Source organism: Chitinimonas taiwanensis DSM 18899 (assembly GCF_900119825.1).
Lineage (GTDB): Bacteria > Pseudomonadota > Gammaproteobacteria > Burkholderiales > Chitinimonadaceae > Chitinimonas > Chitinimonas taiwanensis.
Map to the genome: position 1 here is coordinate 138,986 of NZ_FPKR01000007.1, position 18,238 is coordinate 157,223.

Genomic DNA, 18,238 nt, shown 5'->3' on the forward strand with positions numbered 1-18,238 from the left:
CTTACAGCACGTACTTGACCATCGGGTGAGCGGTCACCGCGCGGTAAATGGCGTCGAGCTGTTCCTGTGAGATGGCGGTCACCGTCACGGTCAGCGACACATAGTTGCCGCCCGAACTCACGCGCAGCTCGATATCCTCGGCGGTCAGGTCAGCCGCGTGGATGCGGATCACCTCGAAGATGGTCTGCGAGAAATCATCGTGGCGCTGCCCCATCACCTTGATGGGAAAACGGGTGGGGAATTCGATAATCGCTTCTTTGGGTTCGCTCATGGCGATACCTCCTTACCGGGTGCGCAGATCGAGCACCAGCTGGGTTTCATCATAGGACCGGCCATCCACACGCAGCGCATCGGGCTGGCAGCCCCAGGCCACAAAGCCGCACTGCTGATACAGCGCAAGGGCAGCCTGATTGCTACTGACCACCGAGAGCTGCAGCCAGTCGGCCGCCAGTTCCTGGCGCGCGCTGTGGATGACCGCATCGACCAGACGCCGGGCAATGCCCTGGCGGCGCGCGGTCGGTTTGACATACATGGCGAACAGATTGGTGCGATGGGCCGATTTTGCAAACCCCTCGCGCCGCGCCGTGGCAGTGCCCAGCAGTACGCCGTCCTGCTCGGCCACCCAGATGCGATTCAGTGGGTCGCTCAGACGCGCTTGCACGGTGCTGAGCGGCATATCGCGTTCCTCGGCATAGCTGCTGCCAAACGCCTCGGGCTGGGCCTGCAGGGCCTCTAGGCGCAGTGCGAACCAGGCCGGGGCATCAAGCGGCGTCGCCAGACGGATCAGCATGCGGCGCCTCCACGCATCACGGTCTGTTTGAATTCCTGGTAGTGGGCATCCATGCGCTGGGCCAGCGGGCCGACCTGGCCCTTGCCAACTGGCTGGCCATCCAGTTCCACAATCGCGAGGATTTCCTTGGTCGAGCTGGTCATCCACAGCTCATCGGCGGCACGGGTTTCCGCCTCGCTGATGCGGCGCACTTCCAGCGGTAGACCATGCTGCTTAGCGAGTTCCAGTACCAGGTCATAGGTGATGCCGGGCAGGATCAGATGATCCTTGGGCGGCACCGCAATCACCCCATCCTTGACCACAAAGATATTGCTGGCCGCGCCTTCACTCAGCCAGCCATCGCGGAACATCAGGCATTCGGCGCAGCCAGCACGCTTGGCCGCTTCGCGCAGCAGCACGGTGGGCAGCAGATTCAGTGATTTGATGTCGCAGCGCAGCCAGCGGAAATCGGCATGGCTGATGGCGCGCACGCCACGCGCTTTTTGCTCATGGCTGGGCGTGACCAGCGGCGCCGGGTTGATCAGCACCGTGGGCTCCACATCCTGGGGAAACGGAAAGTCGCGCTCGCTGGCGCTGCCACGCGTGACATGCAGATAGACCGACTGATCGTCGTAGTCCTGGCGCGCAATCACCGCCTGCACCAGTTCCATCCACTCGGCGGCGCTATGCGGGTTGGGCAGCGCAATGCTGGCCAGGCTCGCATCCAGCCGGTGCACATGCTCGGCGAGGCGAAAAGGCTGGCGCGAATAGACCGGAATCACCTCGTAGACACCATCGCCAAACAGGCAGCCGCGGTCCAGCGCGCTGATCTTGGCGTCTTCGGGGCGGAGAAACTGACCGTTCAGGTAGAGCATGGGGGTGATCCTTGCCGTGGGTGCTTTGCTTACAGATTCTTCACCAGCGCCAGCTGGGTCTTGCTGACGCGAAATCCCAGCTGCTGATAAAAGCGGTGGGCATCTTCTCGCTGCACATTGCTGCGCAAGCGCAGAACCATGACTCCGTGCTGGCTGGCCCAGTCTTGCAGCGCGAGGATCAGCCTACGCCCGACGCCCTGGCCACGCCAGTCAGCTGCCACGACCAGGCCGGCGATCTCCACCGAAGGGACTGATGCAAGCGAGATGCGTTGATAGGCATGCAAGAAAGCGATCGCCCTGTCTTCGGCATCGCAGGCCACCAGCAGACAGTGCTCGGGCCGCGTGACGATTTGCAGCAGGTTGGCGCTGATGATGGCTGGGGCAAGCGGATAGCCGAGCTCGCCAGCCAGGCTGGCCAGCTCGGTGAGATCACGCTCGTGCGCCGCTCTTAGTTGAACCACAGCTTGAGGCTATCGATGCTGCGGCCGAAGAAGCCGGCTTCCGGCACGGCGGCCAGGGCCTTCAGCGGCAGCTCGCCTAGCGGCTTGCCATCCAGGCTCAGCTTCACGCTGCCCACCTGCTCGCCGGCTTTCAGCGGCGCCACCAGGGCGGGCTTGAGTACGATCTGCTTCTGCACGCGCGCGCCAGCACCCTTGACCACGGTCACATACTGGTCGCGGTCGAAACCAGCGGCCACACTGTCCTGCGCGCCCTTGAACACGCGGGCCTGGGCCACGGCCGTGCGCGCGGCGAACAGGCGCGGCGTATCGAAGAACTGCATGCCGTAGCCAAGCAGACGGGCGCTCTCATCCGCGCGGGTCTTGTCCGAGTCGGTGCCCAGAATCACGCTCAGCACGCGGCGATCGGCGCTCTTCTTGCTGGCCACCAGGCAGTAGCCGGCGCTCTCGGTGTGGCCGGTCTTCATGCCATCCACCTGCGGGTCGCGGTACAGCAGCTGGTTGCGGTTAGGCTGGCTGATGTTGTTGTAGCGGAATTCCTTTAGCGCATAGATCGGGTAGTACTGCGGGAAGTCGCGAATGATGGCTGCGGCCAGGATGCCCAGGTCGCGCGCGGTGGTGTAGTGCTGCGGATGGGGCAGGCCGGTGGAATTCATGAAGTGGCTGCCCTTCATGCCCAGCTTGAGCGCCTGCTGGTTCATCATGCCGGCGAAGGTTTCCTCGCTGCCGGCAATCGCCTCGGCCAGGGTCACGCAGGCATCGTTACCGCTTTGCACGATCATGCCGCGGATCATGTCATCCACGCTGGCCGGCTTCTTTGGGTCGAGGAACATGCGCGAGCCCTCGGTCTTCCAACCTTTTTCCGACACGGTGAATTGCTGGCTGCCTTGCAGACGGCCTTCCTTCAGCGCCTGGAAGGTCAGGTAGGCGGTCATCAGCTTGGTCAACGAGGCCGGCTCGATGCGGGTGTCGGGGTTCTTGGCGGCCAGGGTGCTGCCACTATTGAAGTCGAGCAGCAGATAGGCGCGCGCGGACAAATCGGGGGCCGCGGGCACTGGCAGGGCGGCGGCAGCGTGCAGCGACAGCGCTGCAGCCAGGGCAATCAGGGTGGCTTTCATGGGCGGGCGTAACCGTGGTGAGGCGGGAAGGCCCGGATTATAAAGCAAGGCCGGTCGCGCACCCAGGCGACCGGCATCAGGACAAAGGGTTCCGCGCCTGCCGTGCGCGGGCGAAAACCCCGCGTGGCGACTAGACCTGGAAGCGATTGACCGCCGCGCGCAGCTGCTCGGTCAGCCCGTGCATGCGCCCGGTGATCTCGGCCGCGGTGCGTGCCGAGCTGGCATTGCTGTCGGCGCTGCTGGAAATGCGGTCGACCTGCTGCGAGACCAGATTATTGGCATGGGTCTGCTCCTTCAGCGCCACCGAGATGTCTTCGACCACGCCGACCACCCGCCCGGCGCTTTCCTCGATGCGCCTGACCGCCTCGCCGCCCTGGCCGGCCAGCTCCACCCCGCTTTCCACCCGCTGCACCGCCATCTCCATGGTGGACTTGGATTCCTGCGAGCTTTGCTGGATATCGCTGATCATGGCGGCGATCTCGCGCGTGGCCGTGCTGGTGCGCTCAGCCAGCTTGCGCACCTCGTCCGCCACCACCGCGAAGCCGCGCCCCTGCTCGCCGGCACGCGCTGCCTCGATAGCGGCGTTCAGAGCGAGCAGATTGGTCTGGTCGGCCACATCGTGGATCACGTTCACGATGCTGGTAATGGTCTGGGTCTTGTCGGCCAGGGTGTCGATCACGCCCGAGGTCTGGTGTACGGCCTCGCTGATGCGGTTCATCTCGCCCATCGCGCGGCTGATGACCTCGCTGCCCTCGCGCGATAGCTGGCCCGATTCGAGCGAGAGCTGGTTGGCGCGGTCGGCGCTATCGGCAATCTGATGGATGCTCTCGGTCATCTCGGTCACCGCGGCTGCCATGGCGGCGGCCGCGTCGCTCTGGCTGACCGAGCCGTTTGATACCTCGCTTGAGCGTGCCGACACCGTCTCGGCCATCTCGCCGATCGAATCGGCGCTCTCACGTATCTGGGCGATCAGCTCGCGCAGCTGGCGCTGCATCTCGGCCACGCGCACCAGTAGGCTGTTCGGGTCCTGGCCGTCGAGCCTGATCGGGGTATTGAGCTGGCCGGCGGCGATCTTCTGCACCACATCCACCGTATAGGCCGGCTCGCCGCCTAGCTGGCGCAGCACGCTGCGGTCGACCAGCACGCATATCAGCGCTACCAGGCCAAGCGGAAACAGCGCGATCAGCAGTTGCTGCAGCAGCTGCTCGCGGAACTCGGTCTCTACATCGTCGAGGTAGATGCCAGTGCCTATCATCCAGTTCCACGGCTCGAAGCGATGCACGAACTGCAACTTGGGCGCGTCTTCCTTGCTGCCCGGGCGCGGGAAGGAGGTCATCACGAACGCTTCCTGCGCGCCGCCGGCCAGGCCGCCCAGCATCTTCTTCAGGATGAACTCGCCCTTGCTGTCCTTCATCTCCATGCGATTGGTGCCCTCGAACTCGGGGCGCACCGGGTGCATGACGCTGATGCCTTCCATGGTGTAAGCGTAAAAATACTCGCTCTTACCATTCTCGCCGCCATAGCGCGCCGCACGCAGCATGTCCTTGGCGCGCGCCTGCGCTTCCTCGCGCGTGAGCTTGCCGCTGGCTTCCTGCTGCTGCAGATGGACGAGCTGATTGATCATGGCCTGGGTGCCATTGCGCACCAGCGCCTTGCGGCCTTCCAGCAGGTCGCCGCGCATGGTCAATGCAGCCATCAGCACCAGCGCGGCCATGCCGGCCAGTGCCACGATGACGACGATAGTCAGCCTGGCCCTAAGCGAGAGCGTAGAGAACATGATGTGCGTCCCTTCCATTTTGGTGGTTAGCCGGCCTGGCGCCGATCTTGTCCAACCAGCATAGCAAGGGATGCGCGGCTTGCTGGGCCAGCCCGCGCCGCGCCGTCAAGCGCGCTCGGCGAGGGCGGGATGGCCGTTTAGCCGGCCGCCTGGAAGGCAACCTCGATGGCCGCGTCGGCCGATTCGAGGCGCAGCCACCAGTCGCGTCGGCCTTGCACGCAATAGGGCAGCACGATGTTGGCCGCCGCGCTGCCGTCGGCCTGCTTGGGTAAGGGGAAGGCAATCGGGCCCATTTCCATGCCCTGCATGCCAAAGCGCACGCTGAGCGTATCGGGCGGTGTGGTGCCACGCAGGCTGAGCCGGAATGGCCGCAGTGCAGACGGCGCGCTGGCCGCCTGCAGCTGATAGCGCTGGCCGGCCAGCTCGACCGGGCAGGGCTGGGTCAGGTCGGTGCATTGATAACGCTGCACGGGCGCCGCCGTGCGCGGCTGCAGCAGATAGCCGGCACTTAGCAGGGCGGCTAGCCCGGCTACGGCGAGCCCAGCTTGCCAAGCCGGCTTCATCGCCAGGCCGCGCGCAAGATGGCCACGCCCTGGGCACCAGCGGCCTGGGCGGCGTCGAGGTCGGCCGCGCTCAGCCCACCTATGCCATACACGGGGAAAGGCCAGCCCTGGCCGACCAGCGCACTGAAGCCATCCCAGCCCAGCGTGGCGCCGCCTGGGTGGCTCTGACTGGCGGCAACGGTGCCCAGCACCACGTAATCGAGGCCGAGCTCGGCTGCCTTGGCCAGCTCGGCCGCGTTATGCACCGAGGCGCCACACCAGCCGCCCGGCCGGGTCGTGGTCTGCATGAGTTGGCGGGCGGGTAGGTGCACACCGGCTGCGCCCAGTACCTCGGCCAGCTCGGGCTGACCATGCAGCAGCACCTGGCAGCCATGCTCTTGCGCCAGGGCCAGGGTCTGGCGCGCCAGCGCCGCATAGCTGTCTGCATCCAGCTGCGGCTCGCGCAGCACCAGCCAGCGCAGGCCCTGTGCGAGCTGGGTCTGTAGGGTGGCTAGCCAGGCGGTCTCGCCCAGTTCGGCCACATTCGAAAAGGCCAGCACGGCCGGCAGCTGCAGGCCACGCAAAATCGGCGTATTGGCCGGTAGCACCGGCTCCACATTCAGCCTGCCCGGCGTCTGCCAGGCGAATTGCTGACCCTCATGCGGGTGCAGCTCGCCTTCCCAGCCGCTGACCTTGAAGAAATTCAGCCGTACATGGGCATGTGGGTAGACAAAGGTCTGCACCAGCCAGGGCTGCGCTGCCGTCACGCGTATGCCCATTTCCTCCTGCAGCTCGCGCGTGAGCGCCTGCAGCGCGGTCTCGCCGCTTTCCAGCTTGCCGCCGGGAAACTCCCACCAGCCCGCATAGGGCTTGCCGGCCGGGCGCGAACCGAGCAGGAATTGGCCGTCGGCCCGAATCAGGATGCCGGCGGCGACGTGGGTGATCTTGGTTTCGCTCATGAGCTTGCTCTAGGTTGGCGTACAGGCCGGGCTGGGTTTGGTGGCTTGAAGGGTGATTAGTTGATGGTTTGGGCTATGCCCAAGTCTTGGAACTGCCCGTCGGCCAGCGCCTTGGCCAGCATCGCGCGCAGCTCGGCCTGTAGCCTCTGCTCGGCGGTGCGCTGCGCCTGATCTGCCTGCCACCATTGCTGGGCCTGTGCCTGGCTCAGTCCGCTCTGCTGGGCGGCACGTAGAAAGTCGGTCTCGCGCACCTTGGTCGGGCCTGGCAGACAGTTATCGTACTGGCGACGCTGACAGTGCAGAAAGCGCCCCATCGAGTCGGGGCCGAGATCGTAACCGAGGCGGGTCGCATGCTCGACCAATACGCCGCGTAAGGCCTCCTGGGCGCCGATTTTCTCCACTACCGCCTCCAGCGGCTGACTGGAGGCCGGGGCGGCGGCGTACAGACCGGGGAAAAGGTCGGCCAGCTGCGTCTCGCGCTGCTGGCGCTCGGCTTGCAGCTTGGCGTAATCGAGCGCGGGTACAAAGCGGCTAGGGCCATCGGCCAACGCCCATACGGCCAGTGGGTCGGCGCTGCGCAGCGCCCGCGCGACCAGCTGCGCTTGCTGTGCCTGCCATTGCGCGAATTTTTCCGGCTCGCGCCGCGCATGGGGCGGGCGCGATAGATAGAGCTGGGCTGGCAAGGAGCCCAACGCCGCCGCGCGCTGCAGGATGTCCTGGCGCACCTTGCCCGGCTCGTTCAGCTCGACAAAGCGTTGGCAGCGCGCGATATGCGTGCTGCGCATGCGCTCCAGTGCAGCCTGGGCGGCCGCATCCTCACGGGCCGGGCCATCCGGCTGGGCCGAGCGGCGCAAGGCTTCGGCCGATTTGCCCTCACGCAGTGCCGTGCCAATGTCCCGGCAGGCATCCAGCGCACGCCAGGCTGCATACAGCTCATCGACCTGCGTGCTATCGCGGTAGCGCAGGAACAGCACATACAGATCATCGGCATGAAAAAAGGCCTGCACGGCAGCTGGCAGGGCCGAGGGCTTGGTCGCCGCAACCGTGTCCGCTGGAGCTGGGTTTGCGGCCTCGATAGCCGGCAAGGCTGGCTGCTCGCTGCTCGCACTGCTGGGGTGGGCGGGCAGGACGGCCGGATCGCGCAGCGCGTACAGCCCGAGTAGCAGTAGGCCCAGTGCGATGCTGGTGCCTAGACCCAAACCGACTACGCGCACCGGCTAGCCCTGCCGGCCGGCGCGGTCGCGCGCGAACTGCCAGGCCACCCGCCCCGAGCGCGAGCCGCGCCCCAGCGCCCAATTCAAAGCCTCGCGCTCCAGCGTCTCGTCCCAATGGCGCAGGCCGAACTCGGCCAGCCAGTGGCGGGCGGCGGCCAGGTACTCGTCCTGGCTGAAGGGGTAGAATCTCAGCCACAGGCCAAAGCGCTCGGACAGGCTGATCTTTTCCTCCACCGCGTCAGCCGGGTGGATTTCGCCATCCACGTGGCGCGTCTGCAGGTTCTCGTCGAAGTACTCGGGCAGCAGGTGACGGCGGTTCGAGGTGGCATAGATCAGCACATTGCTGCTCTGCGCAGCCACGCTGCCATCCAGCACCGATTTGAGCGCCTTGTAACCGCCTTCGCCTTCCTCAAAGCTCAGATCGTCGCAAAACACGATAAAACGCTCGGGGCGCGGCGCCAGCAGGGCGACGATATCGGCCAGATCGCACAGATCGTCCTTGTCGACCTCCACGAGGCGCAGGCCCTCTGCGGCGAATTGATGCAGCACCGCCTTCACCAGCGAGGACTTGCCGGTACCGCGTGCGCCGGTCAGCAATACATTATTGGCCAGGCGGCCCTGCACGAACTGGCGCGTATTGCGTTCGATCTCGGCCTTTTGCGGACCGACGTTCTGCAGATCATCGAGGCGGATGCGATGCGGTTGATGGATGGCCTCCAGCCAGCCCACGCTGGTGCCCAGTGCCACCTTTTTGCGCCAGCGAAACGCGGGGGCCGACCAGTCGAGTTCGGCATGCGGTGGTGGCAGCAGGTGTTCGAAGCGCTTGAGCAGGCTTTCCAGATTAAGCATGGTGGTGTCCTTTGCGGCGCAGCAGCAGGGTCAGGCTGGCGCTGGCCAGCAGCAGACCACCGGCCATGCCGCATAGCCCGACCGCCGGGTTGCGTTGCATGAGTGGCGGCACTGGCAAGCCGGCCACGCCATCGCGGCACACGCCGCGCAGATAGTCGAAAGCGCCGCCGCGATCCTGGCAAAGATCGGCCGCGATCGCCTCGGTGCCATAGAGCAGCAGGGCCGCGAGGCAAAGCATGCCGCCCAGGCCAAGTACGATAAACGGGGCAATGCTGCGTTCACGCATGATGGTTACCGTTTGAATGCCAGGGCGGCCATGCCGCGCTGGCGAATCAGAGATGGGTGCGCTCAGTCTTCCGTCAGCTCGGCGTGGATGCCTTCGGTGAGCAAGGCGGCCAGGATGGCCCCGGCCAGCTTGCGACAGACAGCGCGCGCATCGCGGCCCTGGAGGCGCTGCTTGAGCGAGCGCTGGGCTTTGACAAAAATCCGCCAATCCACCGGCTGAGCCAGATAGCCCTCGCCCTCCTCTGCCACGGCGGCACAGCCAACCATGCACTCGAACTCGTCCTCGAAGTATTCGATAAACCAGCCCCAATCTTCGCCGAGCGGATAACTGGTCACGATGCCGGCCTGCATGAGCGTCTGCGACAACCATTGCGCGAGCTCGAAGCCATAGGCGCCAGGGTTGACCTGGCTGGCCTCGGGCAGATAGGGCAGGAAGCGCGTGGTGCGGAAGTGCAGCTGCAACATGACCTTTAGCGACTCAGGACCGGTAGTCGGCGTTGATCTTCACATAGTCGTAGCTGAAGTCGCAGGTCCACACGGTGGCGGCGACCGGGCCGCGGTTCAGCACCACGCGGATCAGGATTTCGGCCTTGTTCATCACGCGCTGGCCGTCTTCCTCGCGGTAGGCCGGGTTGCGGCCGCCCTGGGTGGCGACCAGCACATCGTCCAAATACAGATCGAGCTTGTCGACATCGAGATCCTCGATGCCGGCATAGCCGATGGCGGCCAGGATGCGGCCAAGGTTGGGGTCGGAGGCGAAGAAGGCGGTCTTCACCAGCGGCGAGCGGCCAATGGCATAACCAACCGCCTTGCACTCGCTCTCGTCGCGGCCGCCTTCCACCAGCACGGTCATGAACTTGGTGGCGCCTTCGCCATCGCGCACGATGGCCTGTGCCAGGGTCTGCGCCACGGCGGTGATGGCATCGCGCAGCGCGGCGAATTCAGCGCTGGCGGCATCCACGATCTCGGTGCCGGTCTGGCCGGTGGCGATCAGCATAAAGCTGTCATTGGTCGAGGTATCGCCATCGATGGTGATGCAGTTGAAGCTGCGATCGGCCGCATGCTTGACCAGCTGCTGCAAGAGCGGCTGGGCCACTTTGGCGTCGCAAGCCACATAGCCGAGCATGGTGGCCATATTCGGGTGGATCATGCCGGCGCCCTTGGCGATGCCGGTGATGGTGATGGTCTGGCCGCCAATCTGCACCTTGGCACTGGCTGCCTTGGACACCACATCGGTGGTCATGATGGCCTCGGCCGCTTCCGCCCAGTTGGCCGGCGCCAGATTGGCCACGGCGGTGGGCAGGGCGGTGATGATCTTCTCCACTGGCAGCGGTTCCAGAATCACCCCGGTGGAAAACGGCAGAATCGCCTCGCGTGCCACGCCCAGTTGCGCGGCCAGCGCCTCGCAGACTTGCAACGCGCGGGCGCGCCCATCCAGGCCGGTGCCGGCATTAGCGTTGCCGGTATTCACTACCAGCGCGCGCGGCGTGGCGGCGGCCAGGTGTTCGCGGCACAGCTGCACCGGGGCGGCGCAGAAACGGTTCTTGGTGAACACGCCCGCCACCCTTGCCTCGTCAGCCAGCTTCATCACCAGCACATCCTTGCGCCCCACCTTCTTGATGCCGGCCGAGCCGATACCCAGGGTGATGCCGGGCACGGCGTGCAGGGAGGCGGGATCGGGAGCGACGAGATTCACGGGCATGGCGGCGGGGTCCTTGTTGTTGCGCTGCGGGAAAACGCGATTCTAATACTTTGCAGCGGCAATCTCGTTAACGGGTTTTCCAGGCCGTGCTAGCCCAGCTGCTTGTGGGGCTGAAGTGATGGCGGCTGCTGCAAAAAAACAAGGCCGCCCCAGTGGGCGACCTCGTCGCTTAGCCAGGCAAGCCGCTTTGCTTGCCCCAAGCTGGCCTAGGCGATATTGAGTCGCTTGGCGCCCTGGGCCTGAGTCCGCTTGGGCAGTACCAAGGTCAGCACACCGTTTTCGCACTTGGCCACGGCGGTCGCGTCGTTCACCTCCTGGGGCAGGCGGATGCTGCGCGCCACCGAACCGTAATAGCGTTCGCTACGCAGCAGGCGCTCGTCCTGCTTGTGGCTGTCGTGCTGGCGTACCTCCGCGCGTATGGATACCACCGCACCGTCAATTGTGACGTGGATGTCCTCCTTGGCCACGCCCGGCAATTCGGCGTGCAGGGTGTAGGCCTCATCGCTTTCCTTGATATCCAGGGTGATTTCATTCGGCAGGGCATCGCCATGCAGGGGCTTGATGAAGAAGCCTGGGCTGAGGTCACGGAAGAAATCCTCAAACAGACGGCTTCGGCTGGGCAGCATAGTCATTCGATCCTCCATTACGCGAGGCGACCAAACCACTTGGGCGCTAAGAGGAGCATAAGTACCTGGTTTGTAAGTTTTTTTGACCTTGATCAAACCACGGTGCGCCGCTCGTCGCCCACCTTGCCTTGCTCTGCGGCAGTATCATCCGGGCTTGATACTCAGGAAGCCCACCATGTTTGCTGCCACGACCTACGCCGCCCGCCGCCACGCCCTTGCTCAGCAAGTGGGCAGTGGCTTGATCCTGCTCTTGGGCAATACCGACAGCCCGATGAACTATGCGGATAATATCTATCCATTTCGCCAGGATTCGAGCTTTCTGTACTGCTTTGGCCTTGATCTGCCAGGCCTCGCTGGTCTGATCGATATCGACGCCGACCGTGTCACCCTGTTCGGCAACGATGGCGACCTCGACAGCATTGTGTGGACCGGCCCGCTGGCCAGCCTGGCCGAGCAGGGCCAAGCCGTGGCGGTCAGCCACACCCAGCCGCTCGCCCAGCTCGAGGCGGTGCTGGCCCAGGCGCGTACTGCCGGCCGCGCTATTCATTACCTGCCGCCCTACCGCGCCGAACAGCGCCTGTGGCTCTCTGAACTGCTGGGCCAGCCGGTGGGAGCGCTGGATGCAGGCGTGTCCGAGCCACTGACCCAGGCCATGATTGCGCTGCGTTCGATCAAGAGCGCCGAGGAAATCGCCCAGATGGAGAATGCGCTCGAGGTGGCCGCGCGCATGCACACCCTGGCCCTACGGGCCAGCAAGCCCGGCGTGCGCGAACAGGAAGTGGTCGGCCTGATGAGCGGCCTGGCCCAAAGCCAGGGCCGCCAGCTTGCCTATCCGATCATCTTCAGCCGCGATGGCCATGTGTTGCACAACCATGGCCATGGCTACACCCTGCAGGCGGGCGATCTGGTGGTGAACGATGCGGGCGCGGAAAGCCCGCTACATTACGCCAGCGATATCACCCGCACGATTCCGGTCGGCGGCCGTTTCGACGAGCGCCAGCGCGTGGTCTACCAGGCGGTGCTCGATGCCCAGCTGGCCGCCATCGCCGCCATGCAGCCCGGCATCAGCTATCGCGAAGTGCACGACCATGCCGCACGCGTGCTGGTGGCTGGTGTGGCCCCGTTGGCTCTGTTCAAGGCCAGCGCGGAAGAAGTGGTGCATAGTGGCGCCTATGCGCTGCTGTTCCCGCATGGTCTCGGCCACCATATCGGACTGGATGTGCACGATATGGAAGCGCTGGGCGAGGACCGGGTCGGCTATGGCGAAGGCGTGGTGCGCAGCCAGGACTTCGGCCGCCGCTCGCTGCGCCTGGGCAAGCCACTGCGCGCGGGTAATGTGGTCACCGTGGAACCTGGCGCCTACTTCATTCCGGCCCTGATCGAGCGCTGGGAAGCCGAGGACAAGTTCCGCGGCCTGATCAACTACGCGTCCTTCAAGGCCTGCCAAGAGTTCGGTGGCATCCGCATCGAAGACGATGTGTTGGTCACCGCCGAGGGCGCACGCGTACTCGGCACGCCGATTGCCAAGACGGTGGCGGAGGTGGAGGCGTTGGGGGTTTGAGTTCGGATTTGGTACGAACAGAAAGCTAGAACGATGGGCAGTGTTTGCCCATCGTTTGCTTTAAGAAACCTCTTCCCTCGAGCACATGCGTCCTGCCGTATCCCCGAACTGGTTGGCGACTTCACGCAGTCTGGCGCTTTGCATTTAAGTCGCTCGGGGCCGTCGAATTCAGTTTTATATTCTTCCCGTAGATAAAAAATCACGCAGTTGCATGAGGCATTTCCTATGCTGCTATCGAGCCAAAATACTTGGCCGATAGAGTTGTTTCGATGCATAGAGGGGAAGAGATGGAATTCATGCAAAAGCTGAGCAATCTTGCCATCAAGATTCAGACACAGAAAGCCGCCATTCAGACCGAGGAAGCGACCAAGAATGCATTTGTCATGCCTTTTATCAATGCTGTACTTGGCTATGACGTATTTGATCCTACCGAGGTGATCCCAGAATTCGTTTGTGATGTTGGTACCAAGAAAGGGGAGAAAATCGACTATGCCATCTTGAAAGATGGTGAGGTTCAGATTCTCGTTGAATGTAAGAAGATTGGTGAGCAGTTGAATGTGAATCATGCTTCGCAACTTTTCCGCTACTTCCATGTGACTAATGCGAGGATATCCATCCTTACCAATGGTCAGGTGTATAAGTTTTTCACTGATCTTGATGCGCCAAATAAAATGGATGAGAAGCCATTTCTGGAGCTGAATTTACTCGACATTGATGAGCATGTTGTGCCGGAATTAATCAAATTGACCAAGTCGGCATTTGATATTGGGTCAATCATCAATGCGGCTGGAGAGCTGAAGTACGTTAGTCAGATAAAGAAAATCATCGGTGAGCAGTTTGCCAAGCCAGATGATGATTTTGTCAAATTCTTTGCGGCGCGTGTTTACGATGGCACGATTACCCAGAAGGTAAGGGAGCAGTTCTCTGAGCTGACGCGTAAAGCTGCACTGCAGTTTTTGAGCGATCAAATTAATGATCGCTTGAAGTCTGCTATGAGCGGTGTGGTCGCGCCGTCAATTATCGCACCGGCATCTACTACTTCTGGTGAAAGTGAGGCATCTCAAGAGGATAAGGTCATCACAACTCTAGAGGAGTTGGAAGGCTTTCATATTGTCAAGGCGATTGTCCGAACTGTGGTGGATGCAAAGCGAATTATTCAGCGCGATACGCAGAGTTACTTCGGCGTACTTCTGGACGACAATAACAGGAAGCCAATTTGTCGGCTTCATTTCAATCGAAGTCAGAAATATATTGAGATTTTTGATCAAGAGAAAAACGGAACGCGACATCCGATTGAATCACTGGATGAGATTTATGGATTCGCCGATCAGCTCAAGGCTACGGTTGGGTTTTATAAAGATTAGTTTTGGTGCTGTTGTGGCGTGTGCTGGACGGGGCGAGCGAGATAATGCTCGTCCTGTCTGTAGAGTCAAATTGTCCGCGCATCGCGGATGGCCTGTTCTAGGCACTGACCGAACTTGTATTTATTCAATCGTGGCGTGTGCTGTTCTGCCTTGGTGATGCTTCTATTTTCTCTTCAAATTCATTTAATCTGTCTGTGATGCTTTGATTGTTTTGATATTTAGATTTCATTCTATGGAGTTGTTTGTCTGTACCTTTGCAGGCACGCTGAATATCTCGCTCCAACGTTTTGGATATGGTTTGCCCATCGACCTCCCCGCGCCAGTGATCACATTGCTCACGTTTTTCTATAAGCGCACTCACATCCTTGGGTAATGCAGGTATTGCGGCTATTGCAAGGGTAGGGAAAAGCAATATGGAAAGTGTCGCGAATTTTTTTGTCATCATTTCGGCCTGTGTGATCGGGGGGCATCTAAAGCACGTGCTTGTGCCGATAGCAATTGGATGTGGTTCGCCGTCTAGGAGAACCCTGACGCGCAAAGATCAATCTGGCCAGGACAAACTTAGCAGCACGCAGTGCTTACGGGGTGCGAATGAGTCTATCTTGTTGCAGCCGATCAGGCGTTGTCCATCAGGCGAAAGATGAGCGTCGGATGTATTGAACTTGGCGTTGAATGTGAAAAATTCGGGGCCCTCTGTGTCCGCATCATGTGGCTTTAGCCTCACAGGCGCTATGTGGTACCAGATCCCGCTAGCTTGCTGGAATAGCAGTGCTCCACTGTAGTCCGGGTGTACGTAGAGATGCAGCGAGGCCTGTGGCGCCTTGGCTGCCAGCTTCCAAGCATTGGGGGTGAGATAGCTCAATTCCTTGGGTAGTGGCGGGGGAGCTGGCACTAACTGGGTACCTGCCACCGAGTCCGTTGATTGAGCATTTTGAAAGACTTTCAATGCTTGTGGGCTGGCGGGATGCTGCAGCACCAGCCTACCCGCGTCCCAGCCTAAGCGAGCTTGCTGGACAGGCAGCCGCTGAAAACGGTCTTGTGATACTGGGTGGGCCTCGACCAGCTGGCCATTGCCCTCTGCGTCGAAGGTGTAAATCGACACCTGATAACCCAGATTGAGCTGCCTGCTGCTTGCTTGCGGACGTCGATCTGCACTGAACACGGCAAGACGGCGGCTTGCCTGGTCGAAGTCGGCGTCGAGCGTCCAGCCCGGCTGGTGTAAATCGGCGATCAATCTACAGGTTCCATCAGCGCCAGGTGTGAATACAAGGACGTTTCTGCCTAGCGCTTTCCAGTGCGGTAGCGGCGGCTGATCTGAGCCAGGTGCACTGATATTCAGAAAACTCAAGAGGCTGAGCTTGTCGCTGCTCAGGCGAGCTTCGCCCAGGAGTTGGCAGCGGCGCTCATTGGTCACGCTGGCTTTGCGCTGTGCGGACAGCAATTTAGGCTGGATGCCGGTTTGGTCTAGCCACCAAGCCTGGCCTCGTTCGTCAAAGTAACCAGCGATATTTTGAGTCAAATTCTGTGCTGCGACGTGTTCCTCCAGCACGGCGGGCAGCATCACCAGACCAAAGCTAGGCAGAGGGCGTGGCAGCTCTCCCGCCCGGCAGGCGCGCGTAGACTCCAGCCAGCGCCAGCCAAAACGGCCGGTTCGCAGCGTTGAGCACACGACTAAGCCTTGGCTATGTAGCGCCTCGGGTACCAGGTGTCTGCGCAGCCTCATCGCTTGGCTGGGCCTGAGTGGATGGCTGAGAGCAATCCACTCATGCGTGGAGGGCCGACCCTTGACAGACGTGGTGGTGGTGTAGACCGCCCGTACCAAACTAGGCTGCAGTACGCTGTTTTGAATTTGCTGTGAGTTGAAACTTGCCCAGAGATCATCACTGATGGAGAGAACGACTAAGGACGGGAGAACCCCCAGTGGCAATGCAAGTAGCGCCCCGAAGCCAAGAACTTGTTTCCAGACCTTGCACAGCAAGCACCAAAGCGTGATGAGTCCCAGCGCATAAGCGAGGCATAACCAGCCCGCCCAAGGTGGGGGATCTAGCAGCGACATGCCTTGACTCGCCCTTAGGGAGAAGACCCACAGCATGGGCGCGATCCATGCCACGACGAATAGTCCGGTGATTACCATGCGCGTTAGCCAACAGCTTGTCCGCTTTAGCTTGGTGGCCAGCATTTGAAGGATAGATTGGGTCACTTTTCCCGGTTTCCGCAGGCTGAGCTTGCCAGTTTACTTCGCCCCTCCCGCGGAGAATGAAAAGCCTATCGCGCAATACACGAACAAAGTTCGTGATGGCTCGCGGATAAGGTGGTAGAGAGAATGGCCTGTAATTTTTAGGTGGCTTACTGGCTGTACGGCTCACCGCTTGGCAAGCCTCATCCATCGGCGTTATCCTGCGCGCCGGTCGGCAGTTCACCTAGGCGTCGCCGGTTCGTCTTGAACCACGCTAAACCTGCTTGGCAATACACCCTCCCGGGTTGCTTCGGCGTATGGCGCTGTGCGGTGATCCAGCTTGGCTCGAAACCTGACTGTGCCAAGCCATAACGGCGACCGATGGCGTACCCCTGGCGGGTAGGCACGACGACAAGGAATCGACCATGTCTCGTCCCGTTTTTCCCTTTCACGCCCCCGATATCTCGGCCCTGGCCCGTTCGCTCAGCACGCAGCTGGCCAAGCAGTGGGCGGAACACGCCCAGCCGCCCAGCCATGTGCAGCTGTTGAATATGCTGGCGCGCGCCGTTGGCCAGCAGAATTTCCAGCAGTTCCGCGCCCAGGCTCAGGCCGCGCCTGTCCCCGTTCTCCCGACTATCGCAGCCGACCCGGCGGCCAAGCGCGCCGCCCAAGTGCAGCTGCCGGCGGCTGATGTGTTGCGCCTCTTGCGGCATTTCGATGCTCAGGGCCGCCTGCTGCGCTGGCCGGGTAAGTTTTCCGAACAGCTGCCCTGCTTATGGGTGGTGTGCAGGCAGATTCCCACCCAGCGCGAAATGAGTGAGCGCGCCATCAATGAATACATCAAGCGTGCGGAGTGCTTTGGCGACCATGTGCTGCTGCGTCGCGAGCTGGTCAATTACGGTCTGCTGACCCGCACGCCGGATGGCAAGGTGTATCGCCGCATCGAGCAGGCGGTACCCGAGGCGATTCAGGCCTTGCTCGCGGCCGTGCAGTGCAGGGAGGCATGATGCCTATCAGCATCTTTACCTTGGGCTGCCGTGCCGCGCACGGCGAGGTGGGTAGCGCGAGTGCGCGGGCTGCGCTGCACCTGGGGCCCTTGGACCTGGCCGCACTGCCCGCCGTGCAGGCGCTGTATGCACAGCTACTGGCCCCGGCCGCGGCGCCCGATCTGGCTAGCACGCTGCAGGATGCCGCACGTGGCCATGGTCGCCAGGTGCTGCTGGCCTGGCGTGCCGGGCAGCCGGTGGGCTGCGCGGGTTGGGTTAGCTTGGGCATTGCCCGTGACGGCCAGTGTTTTGCTGCCCCACTGTTCGCCGCCGATGCCGATGCGGCCAGCGCTCTGCTGGCCAGCGTCAGCCGCGAGGCCCGCCGCTTGGGCGCGCGCAGCCTGCGCGTCAGCGCCTGGGCTGGCGAGGATGCCAAGCTGCAGGCGCTGCGCGCGGCTGGTTTTCAATATTGCTTCGACTGGGTGCAGTTTGCCTGCGCCACGGCAGGCGCCCGTGCCGTGGACTTCGCGGCGGCCGGCTGGCAGCGCGTGGCGCCGGCCGACTTCGACTGGCCACAGCTAGCGGCCCTGTATGCCAGCACCTTTCGCGCGGTGCCGAACGCGCCGCCGGTCGATCTCGCCACCTTCCAGGCCGAGTGGACGCCTGCCGACTGGGATGCTGGCTGCGTACTGGCCGATGCCACCGGCCGCTATCGCGCCTTTTGCCTGATCGAAGGCGGCGCAGTCGAAGCCGTGGGTGTGGATGAGGCCTTGCGCGGCCAGGGCCTGGCGCGCCTGCTCTACCAGCATGCATGCGAGCGCCTGGCCTTGCGCGGCATCACCACCTTGAGCGCCCTGGTGGCCAGTAGCAATCACGCCTCGCTGGGCCTGCACCAGGGGCTGGGCTTTTACGAGGCCCAGCCGCGTGGTGCGGTGTATGAGCTGGCGCTGTAGCGATCTGCCGATGCTAGGCCTGGG

Annotated in this window: 20 protein-coding genes; 4 read left to right on the top strand and 16 right to left on the bottom strand. The window is 62.6% G+C overall.

Annotated elements, in window-relative coordinates:
* Nucleotide 1 precedes the first annotated feature (1 nt).
* The 14 genes from BT173_RS10225 to BT173_RS10290 form a co-directional block, all read right to left on the bottom strand.
* On the bottom strand, nucleotides 2–271 hold the full coding sequence (locus BT173_RS10225; protein WP_072428547.1) for an HP0495 family protein: 270 nt from the start codon (nucleotides 269–271) through the stop codon (nucleotides 2–4).
* Nucleotides 272–283: 12 nt separating this feature from the next.
* Nucleotides 284–790, bottom strand: coding sequence for a GNAT family N-acetyltransferase (locus BT173_RS10230; protein WP_072428548.1), 507 nt, complete (start codon nucleotides 788–790; stop codon nucleotides 284–286).
* Nucleotides 784–1,644 (bottom strand): D-amino acid aminotransferase, encoded by an 861-nt coding sequence (locus tag BT173_RS10235; RefSeq protein WP_072428549.1) that lies wholly within the window; start codon nucleotides 1,642–1,644, stop codon nucleotides 784–786. The genes BT173_RS10230 and BT173_RS10235 overlap by 7 nt, the downstream gene beginning before the upstream one ends.
* A gap of 29 nt (nucleotides 1,645–1,673) precedes the next feature.
* Nucleotides 1,674–2,105 carry a GNAT family N-acetyltransferase gene (locus tag BT173_RS10240; protein WP_072428550.1) on the bottom strand — a complete coding sequence of 144 codons (432 nt, stop codon included), beginning with the start codon at nucleotides 2,103–2,105 and terminating at the stop codon, nucleotides 1,674–1,676.
* Nucleotides 2,093–3,220: a D-alanyl-D-alanine carboxypeptidase family protein gene (locus tag BT173_RS10245; RefSeq protein ID WP_072428551.1), complete on the bottom strand. Its 1,128-nt coding sequence runs from the start codon at nucleotides 3,218–3,220 to the stop codon at nucleotides 2,093–2,095. The genes BT173_RS10240 and BT173_RS10245 overlap by 13 nt, the downstream gene beginning before the upstream one ends.
* A gap of 130 nt (nucleotides 3,221–3,350) precedes the next feature.
* Entirely contained in the window at nucleotides 3,351–4,997 is a 1,647-nt protein-coding gene (locus BT173_RS10250) for a methyl-accepting chemotaxis protein (RefSeq protein ID WP_072428552.1), read from the bottom strand.
* A gap of 137 nt (nucleotides 4,998–5,134) precedes the next feature.
* On the bottom strand, nucleotides 5,135–5,560 hold the full coding sequence (locus tag BT173_RS10255; protein WP_072428553.1) for a hypothetical protein: 426 nt from the start codon (nucleotides 5,558–5,560) through the stop codon (nucleotides 5,135–5,137).
* Nucleotides 5,557–6,498 carry a Nudix family hydrolase gene (locus BT173_RS10260; RefSeq protein WP_072428554.1) on the bottom strand — a complete coding sequence of 314 codons (942 nt, stop codon included), beginning with the start codon at nucleotides 6,496–6,498 and terminating at the stop codon, nucleotides 5,557–5,559. Before BT173_RS10260 ends, BT173_RS10255 begins: the two co-directional genes overlap by 4 nt.
* 56 nt (nucleotides 6,499–6,554) lie before the next feature.
* Nucleotides 6,555–7,697: a hypothetical protein gene (locus BT173_RS10265; RefSeq protein WP_072428555.1), complete on the bottom strand. Its 1,143-nt coding sequence runs from the start codon at nucleotides 7,695–7,697 to the stop codon at nucleotides 6,555–6,557.
* 18 nt (nucleotides 7,698–7,715) lie between these two features.
* Nucleotides 7,716–8,561 carry an ATP-binding protein gene (locus tag BT173_RS10270; protein WP_072428556.1) on the bottom strand — a complete coding sequence of 282 codons (846 nt, stop codon included), beginning with the start codon at nucleotides 8,559–8,561 and terminating at the stop codon, nucleotides 7,716–7,718.
* Entirely contained in the window at nucleotides 8,554–8,847 is a 294-nt protein-coding gene (locus BT173_RS10275; RefSeq protein ID WP_072428557.1) for a hypothetical protein, read from the bottom strand. Before BT173_RS10275 ends, BT173_RS10270 begins: the two co-directional genes overlap by 8 nt.
* A 62-nt stretch (nucleotides 8,848–8,909) precedes the next feature.
* Nucleotides 8,910–9,311, bottom strand: coding sequence for a hypothetical protein (locus BT173_RS10280; RefSeq protein WP_072428558.1), 402 nt, complete (start codon nucleotides 9,309–9,311; stop codon nucleotides 8,910–8,912).
* Nucleotides 9,312–9,324: 13 nt separating this feature from the next.
* On the bottom strand, nucleotides 9,325–10,548 hold the full coding sequence (gene argJ / locus BT173_RS10285; RefSeq protein ID WP_072428559.1) for a bifunctional glutamate N-acetyltransferase/amino-acid acetyltransferase ArgJ: 1,224 nt from the start codon (nucleotides 10,546–10,548) through the stop codon (nucleotides 9,325–9,327).
* Nucleotides 10,549–10,754: 206 nt separating this feature from the next.
* Nucleotides 10,755–11,174, bottom strand: a complete 420-nt coding sequence (locus BT173_RS10290) for an Hsp20/alpha crystallin family protein (RefSeq protein ID WP_308417575.1) — start codon at nucleotides 11,172–11,174, stop codon at nucleotides 10,755–10,757.
* Nucleotides 11,175–11,349: 175 nt separating this feature from the next.
* Between BT173_RS10290 and BT173_RS10295 the strand changes: the two genes are divergently transcribed.
* Complete coding sequence (locus tag BT173_RS10295; RefSeq protein ID WP_072428561.1) at nucleotides 11,350–12,735, top strand: aminopeptidase P family protein; 1,386 nt, start codon at nucleotides 11,350–11,352, stop codon at nucleotides 12,733–12,735.
* A gap of 296 nt (nucleotides 12,736–13,031) precedes the next feature.
* A complete protein-coding gene (locus BT173_RS10300; protein WP_245794162.1) occupies nucleotides 13,032–14,099 on the top strand; it encodes a type I restriction endonuclease in 1,068 nt (355 codons plus the stop codon).
* Between the two features lie 124 nt (nucleotides 14,100–14,223).
* Here BT173_RS10300 and BT173_RS19305 read toward each other — a convergent pair whose 3' ends face one another.
* Nucleotides 14,224–14,544: a hypothetical protein gene (locus tag BT173_RS19305; RefSeq protein ID WP_072428562.1), complete on the bottom strand. Its 321-nt coding sequence runs from the start codon at nucleotides 14,542–14,544 to the stop codon at nucleotides 14,224–14,226.
* A 96-nt stretch (nucleotides 14,545–14,640) separates the two neighbouring features.
* The gene (locus tag BT173_RS10310; RefSeq protein WP_139256117.1) at nucleotides 14,641–16,191 is read right to left on the bottom strand and encodes a hypothetical protein; all 1,551 of its coding nucleotides are present in this window, start codon (nucleotides 16,189–16,191) and stop codon (nucleotides 14,641–14,643) included.
* Nucleotides 16,192–16,700: 509 nt separating this feature from the next.
* Here BT173_RS10310 and BT173_RS10315 point away from each other — a divergent pair.
* Together BT173_RS10315 and BT173_RS10320 are read left to right on the top strand one after the other, a co-directional pair.
* A complete protein-coding gene (locus BT173_RS10315; RefSeq protein WP_072428564.1) occupies nucleotides 16,701–17,282 on the top strand; it encodes a DUF2087 domain-containing protein in 582 nt (193 codons plus the stop codon).
* Nucleotides 17,279–18,214, top strand: coding sequence for a GNAT family N-acetyltransferase (locus BT173_RS10320; protein WP_072428565.1), 936 nt, complete (start codon nucleotides 17,279–17,281; stop codon nucleotides 18,212–18,214). Before BT173_RS10315 ends, BT173_RS10320 begins: the two co-directional genes overlap by 4 nt.
* Nucleotides 18,215–18,238 lie beyond the last annotated feature (24 nt).